Annotated in this window: 3 protein-coding genes; 2 read left to right on the top strand and 1 reads right to left on the bottom strand. The window is 44.6% G+C overall.

Translation table 11 applies throughout. The features are described 5' to 3' along the window. Window positions 1–1,822: hypothetical protein (locus WBA89_RS25065; RefSeq protein ID WP_424410242.1), on the top strand; the 1,822-nt coding region annotated here is incomplete at its 5' end. Between the two features lie 230 nt (window positions 1,823–2,052). Here the strand turns inward: WBA89_RS25065 and WBA89_RS25060 are convergent. Then, the gene (locus WBA89_RS25060; RefSeq protein WP_371123296.1) at window positions 2,053–2,181 is read right to left on the bottom strand and encodes a hypothetical protein; all 129 of its coding nucleotides are present in this window, start codon (window positions 2,179–2,181) and stop codon (window positions 2,053–2,055) included. Between the two features lie 132 nt (window positions 2,182–2,313). Here WBA89_RS25060 and WBA89_RS25055 point away from each other — a divergent pair. After that, window positions 2,314–6,162: hypothetical protein (locus WBA89_RS25055; RefSeq protein WP_424410241.1), on the top strand; the 3,849-nt coding region annotated here is incomplete at its 3' end.

The following is a 6,162-nucleotide window of genomic DNA, read 5'->3' as shown; positions in this document are numbered from 1 at the left end:
ATTCAAGCAGCTTGCTGAAATTAAGCCAGATGAAGCGTTTCACACATTATTTGAGTTCATCGATCGTCATCTTAAAGACTACTCTTGGGGTGGAGAAACCACTTTTCTATTGTTCCTGAAGGGAGCTTTAAACCTTGGAGAGAACTATCGTCAGAGTGCGATCGAACTCTACGAAGCTTTTCACGAATTCATTCAGAATCAATTTGAGCATCTTCCCACAAATTCTCCCAGTCCTTATGAATGGTTGCGAGAGCCAAATTATCAAATTAGAAGTTTTGAGGAGATTGCACAAAAACTTATTGAACAGGCCTGGTCAGCGCCGTTGCTTCATTGTCGTCAACACCTTGTTCATCTTTTAAAAGATATTGCTCTATCTCAACCTACTTTAGCTATCCCCTGGCTGGTTAGTTTGCTCCAACATAAAGATTACACATTGAATACGCAATCAGCTTTAGTCATTGCGTCTATAGCATTGGATCGACCAGATATGCTGATTGACCATGTTGATGCGTTAATAGCTGCCCTAGATACACCACATACTGAAAGAGTTTACTATCTCAAAAAAACTCTTGAAGCAATTGCTAACCATTTTGAAGATAACACAAGAATTCTTGAGAAATTGAAGTCTCTACGTCCTCGTATTGCAGGAACAGGTCTCGTAATCCTTCCTGACACCCTGAGACCATCTTCTTATTTCCAAACGCAAACGCTTGCAAGGACAGCGAAGTCAATACGTGAAACCATTGATACAATCTGTCGAAGCTTAGACTTTAGTTTAGATAAGCTGCATTGGCAAATTGAGCAAGAAATAGTGGCAATGGGTTTTGACCGTGAAAAAGCTGAGAAAGAGTTTGAGGATCGTAGTCAAGCCTATTGCAGGGATGAAGAATGGATCCCCTTTGAAACCTATGATGCCTATTATGTGTGGCATGCATTTAATCGTGTTCTTGAACGAGAGCTTCAAGAGAATGTAGTAGATTCATCTACTCAGATGGTGATCGATGCACTTATACGTCTCTACGATCCTCGTTTTCCACTTAGCGACATAGATCCAAAGCCAAGTGATATAAATGTGCCATTTTTTCCTAAAGGCTATGGTGGCAAAGAACTGACACAAGAAGCACGAGCATGGCTCAATTTTGAGGGGGAAGAGGTACTGACAGAGCAACCTCTAGAAGATTCTTGGATTGCTGTAATGGATAAATACTATCAACAAGCGGGTCGAATAGTTGAAGAGCGCTTTTCCACAGCGTTTCTTGCCTCACACACACTTGCAGACACGATTCTTAGGGGTGATTGGAGAGTACGTTCAGGCGAAGCAGTTCTACAACTTGCTCCAGAGCCACCGTACTATTCACTAACAATTGATGAGGCTCGTTCTTGTCTTGAGCGAAGTCGAACTCGTATCAATGATGATTCATTTGCAATGATTCCATTAGTTGCTATTCATCGCGGAAAGTGGTGGCAGTTTACAAGCTCGATGCTTGCAAGCATTGCAGGTGAATGGATTCAGCGATACGAGTTGTCATGGGACGGCTTTAATAGCTTAAATCTCTTATTCAGTGGAAATCCCGCTCAAAAGTTTATTTCTTGGTGTGATGGTTTTGAGGTTGGTTATAGCCGTAGAAAACTGGTTGGGAAGGGAAATCGCCTCCTTTTGTCCAAGGATTTCCTTGAAACCTTAATGCGGGATTATAATTTGTGCCTAATTGTTACAACCTGGTCAAAGCGTTCTGCTTACCAATCATCTATAAGCCAAGAAAATGAGATTGAGCATACCAAGGAACAGGAAGCCATATTTGTATACCGGATCAATAGTTGAGTTAAACATATTGCTTAACGAAATTTAACTAATTAATGAGCAAATATACAATCCTTAAAGGGCGGCTACCACCGCCCATTGAACAAATAAAATACCAACAGGACTTACGCAACTGGCACAATTGGTAGGATACGTCAGCAGCCCAAACCTTATTCTCTTGTTTAAACACGCTCGTCTGACGGACTCTACAAGTTGATTGTAGTGTGCCAGTTGCGTATATCCTGACCAAACTAGGCTGCTCTACTTCCTCTCAGTTGAATGTAGGTACTATTTCTCGGATCAATCGCCAATTCCACCAACCCCGTATCCTCATCTTCAAACAGAACCGCACTAACACTCGCATCAACCTTTAGTTCCATTTCAATCACCTCAAAAACACTACCAACGGTCAACACTTAACCGAGTTTCAACCTGTTAACGCTTAGATAGTCTCGCCATAACTTTTCAACAATTCCTATTCTAACACCTCAATTCTAGGGAGAAATCAACTCATGGTCGCCACAATTGCCACCGAAGAAGGACTCAAAATCCCCGTTTTCGATGCCGCTTACACCGATGCCAAAGGTCGCAATGTATGCAAATTCTTCAACAACCCAGAAATCCTGCGCCACTCGATTCTGCAAGCAATGTTTCAACCAGAGGAACTGAAGACATTAATGATTGTCAAACTTGACAAATCCAATCCAGATCCTAGCCAATTACGCGCCAGCATCCACGACCCTGAAGACAGCATCAAGCGACGCATGATATTTCAATCTGGAAACAGCTATTACTTTGGTGATGAAACCCTAGCCAAAAAGATAGGAGACTTATTCGCAACCGAAAAAGACACCGCCTGTCGCTACGGTTCCCTTCTAGTCAGCACTTGTATGTCCGGCGTATCAGAATGCGACAACCTGCGAGTAAAAATTGTTGATTTCACAGACCCGCAATATGCTAAATATCGAACCGGAGACTGTCACGGTGCAATCAGTTCCGAATTACTTAAAAGCATCGGCGGTGAGAAAAATCGAGCCAGCCAATTTCGTTTCGCTTGGCTTCGCAGTTGGAATTCAGAAAATACAGAATCCACACCCCAAGTCAGCTTTCTAGCTAAAGGAACCCTCCGTCCCGATGACAATTTACTCGACTCATTAGCCGACTCAGAAGGTAACAAACCTCAACTCATTCTAGACCGTTCCAGCCTCAAAGGAATTAATAAAAAACAACTCAAAGAACTCATTCCTTGTGGCGATTACGAATTACCAAAAGCCATCCTTGGCAATCGCAAAAACAGTCAAATCGGCATCACCCAAACAAGCTGGCAGTCCACCGGGGTTTGGTTCGACGAAGCAGCCCAAAGACAAGACCTAGTGCCAGCAGCTAAAGCCGAAGCCCAAAGACTAGCAGCACTACAGCGCGACCCGATGAAATTGCGCCAAGCCATGATTGAAGATTACGATAAACGCGAAGCATTTTTAGCGCGTTTGAACGAAAGAAAACTCAAGGAACAGCAGGAAAAATTATCAACTACAAGTGACGACGAAATTAACGGTGACAGCGAGGAAGGTACCGAGGATAAAAAGCGGGAAAGACAGGACATCCAGATGCTCAAAGCCGATAAATTCGGACTGATGATAGGCAGTCCCGAATTCACCAATATGGCAGAAAGGTGGCTGGCATCCAAATGGCGAAATCTGGCTACCAGGGGAGCTTTATCAATGACTTCTGCAATGGCTCTACCCTGCGAAGATTTACCCAAAGGCACGGTTTGCGCTAACCATTTAGAAGAAGGAGAATGCGTTCAAGGTCGATTCCCAATTCTTAACAAAGATGGTCTGAGGATATATCAAAATGTACACGCAAAAAACCTGGAAAATATTCCAGAGGAAACCCGCGCTGTCATGGCGAAAATCAAAGGGGTAATTTGGTTCAATCCCAAAGACTTAGAAAAGTTCCATCAAGGAGACTTTGACGGTGACGAACCATTTGGCATTGAATCTGGAAAACTTCCTCACATTGCCCAACAAATCTTACCAGCACAAGACGGGTTATTTGACTTCGGGGAAGTGGTACAAGCTGAGAAAGTTCCCTATACGAAAGTTCGGTATCGAGAAGACGATTCTGAAGTCAGACAAGGTAAAGTTAAAGCAGGCGATCGCAAATTTACCACCCTAGAACAAATTGGAGTTGCCAGCTCTCAAAATGAAGTCGGAATCGTCGCTTTAGCCATTGGTAAAGTAGCAGCAGCACTCCCCAACCCCGGCGAAGATGAAAAGCTATTTCTCAAGCAGCAAAAGCGATTTATCGCCGCTCTCAGCATCATGGAACAGTACGAAGTTGACTACCAGAAAAACTCGCTGCGGGGTAAAGATGCCAAAGAAGTGAAAGAGAAAACAGGTTTAAACCCCGACACTTTACTCGAAAAAGTAGACGAATGGTGCGAGAAACATAAAAGCTGCACTTACTTTTTCCAGTACAAAGGAGACGATCGACTGTACAAACAATTTCCCATGCCCGCCGACTTTCCCAATGCTGTTTACGTCCTAGCCAAAGAAGCCGTTAACCCTTATTGGGAACAGACGCGGCTCGTCCACCGCAACCGAGATGAATTTCAGCACATTCTTCCCCCCATCCCAGCTCATCTCATCGTGTCAAAAGACAATCGCCAGCAACTGGGTGCAGCAGGCATTGAGTATGAAAAAGAAGGGAAGGAATTGCACGTTTCCTATGAGTACAAAAATGCCTTAGTAGAGAGAGGAATCGAGTACCGACACAGCAAAGAAAATGACCTGCATTGGGAAGAAAACGAATTACAATGGGCGAAAGACCTGGTGCAGCGCTTTCAAGAGGACAAAAGTATTATCTACGATCGCACTGGCAGCGATATCAAAGCTCGAAAAGAGGAAATGGGCAAACTTTATGACAGCTATCGAGCGGAAATCGACGAAATTTGGGATACTCCTGACAGAAAAACCAGGGCTGCTCATGCGTTATTTCAAGCTACCCACACTTCCGATAACCTGAGCAAACACCGGACAATTTGCCAGAAGGTAGCAGAGGATTTGGAAATTACCTTTTCCCTACAAGAAGACTACGAATTGCTCCACGAAGCCTTACCGCGAGATGCCTACGTCCTGCAAGTTCCTTTCCAAAAAGTGAAAACTAAAGATGGCAGAACCATTGACCTTCCTAACCAATGGAAAGATGCACTCGATAGCAAAGGTATTGCCTACGAAGCCACTGCTCATCCCGAATTGCCGCTAGTTGAATTCGCCTTCAAAAACTTACCCCAGAGCATGGTGGCGAAACTAGATGGCAAATATGGAGATAATTCCAACGACCATATCGACACCGACTCTTTGAAGGTAACAAACTACTCCGGTAATGAAACCAGACTCCTCATCGTCCCTCCCGTCGATTGTCGGTGGATTGAGTCTCAAGATAAAGCAGGTAGAGGCGCACTTGCCTACAAATTATTCATGGATGAAATCTCCGATGCTTTGTCAAATTATCGGGTAAATCAAATAGAAGTAGTCAATGTCAAACATCCCGATAACGATTACTCAGAGGAAGATTTCTCCAAGTCAAAATGGAAGGATCGGAAAGTAACTCTGCAAGTGGGAACGATAAACTTACCTCCCACTCACGAGAAATATTACCGATTTCAAGGCACTCCCATTATCCAGTTGGACGGAAAAAACTTGGGAACATTTTCCCCTGAAAGTCCTAAATTTCCCCCTGGAACCACTTTTGAGGCGACGCTTTCCCCCGACAAAGGCGGCAGGTCGGTTATGCTGAAAGTCGATCGCGAATCGATTCGGTTGCCTGAAACTCAATTGCCCGCGATCGATTCACCTGAAGTATCTCAGAGCTCTGAGTTGGCGAAGCCTGCGGGAAACGCGATTCGCTCAGCGATCCGCCCAAACGGAATCGCTCAAAACAGTAGCACGTACCAACCGCCAAAATTCCAACAAGAACCTGCTTCAAAACCAGAAACGGCAGTTAATAACGGAAAGGGCGACACCACTAACGCTAAAGCTGAAAACTGGCGGCTTTCTCTGCAAGACACGCTCTTTAGCGTCGTGTCGGAAACATACAAGCAACGGCGATCGCACCTTCCTTCCGATAGTACCCAACACTTCAAGTTTGGCGACAACCAATGGACGGCTTACGTACAGCCGAATGGGGATTGCTTTGTCAGAAACGAGTCCAAGCGCACCGTGTTTAAAGCCAACGTTCACACCGGGGAGGTTCAAATTCCCCTGGCAGAGCAAGCTGCGGCTCGTTTCCAAGAGATGATAGTGGAGCGAGAGACAACTTTGTCCCAGTCCCGAACTACTCTAGCGCCTGCGACTGAA

This window comes from Microcoleus sp. (assembly GCF_049646505.1).
In the GTDB taxonomy this organism is placed as follows: Bacteria; Cyanobacteriota; Cyanobacteriia; order Cyanobacteriales; family Microcoleaceae; genus Microcoleus.
Note: the sequence above shows the minus strand (reverse complement) of the source record. Positions and strands in the feature narration are given on the sequence as shown.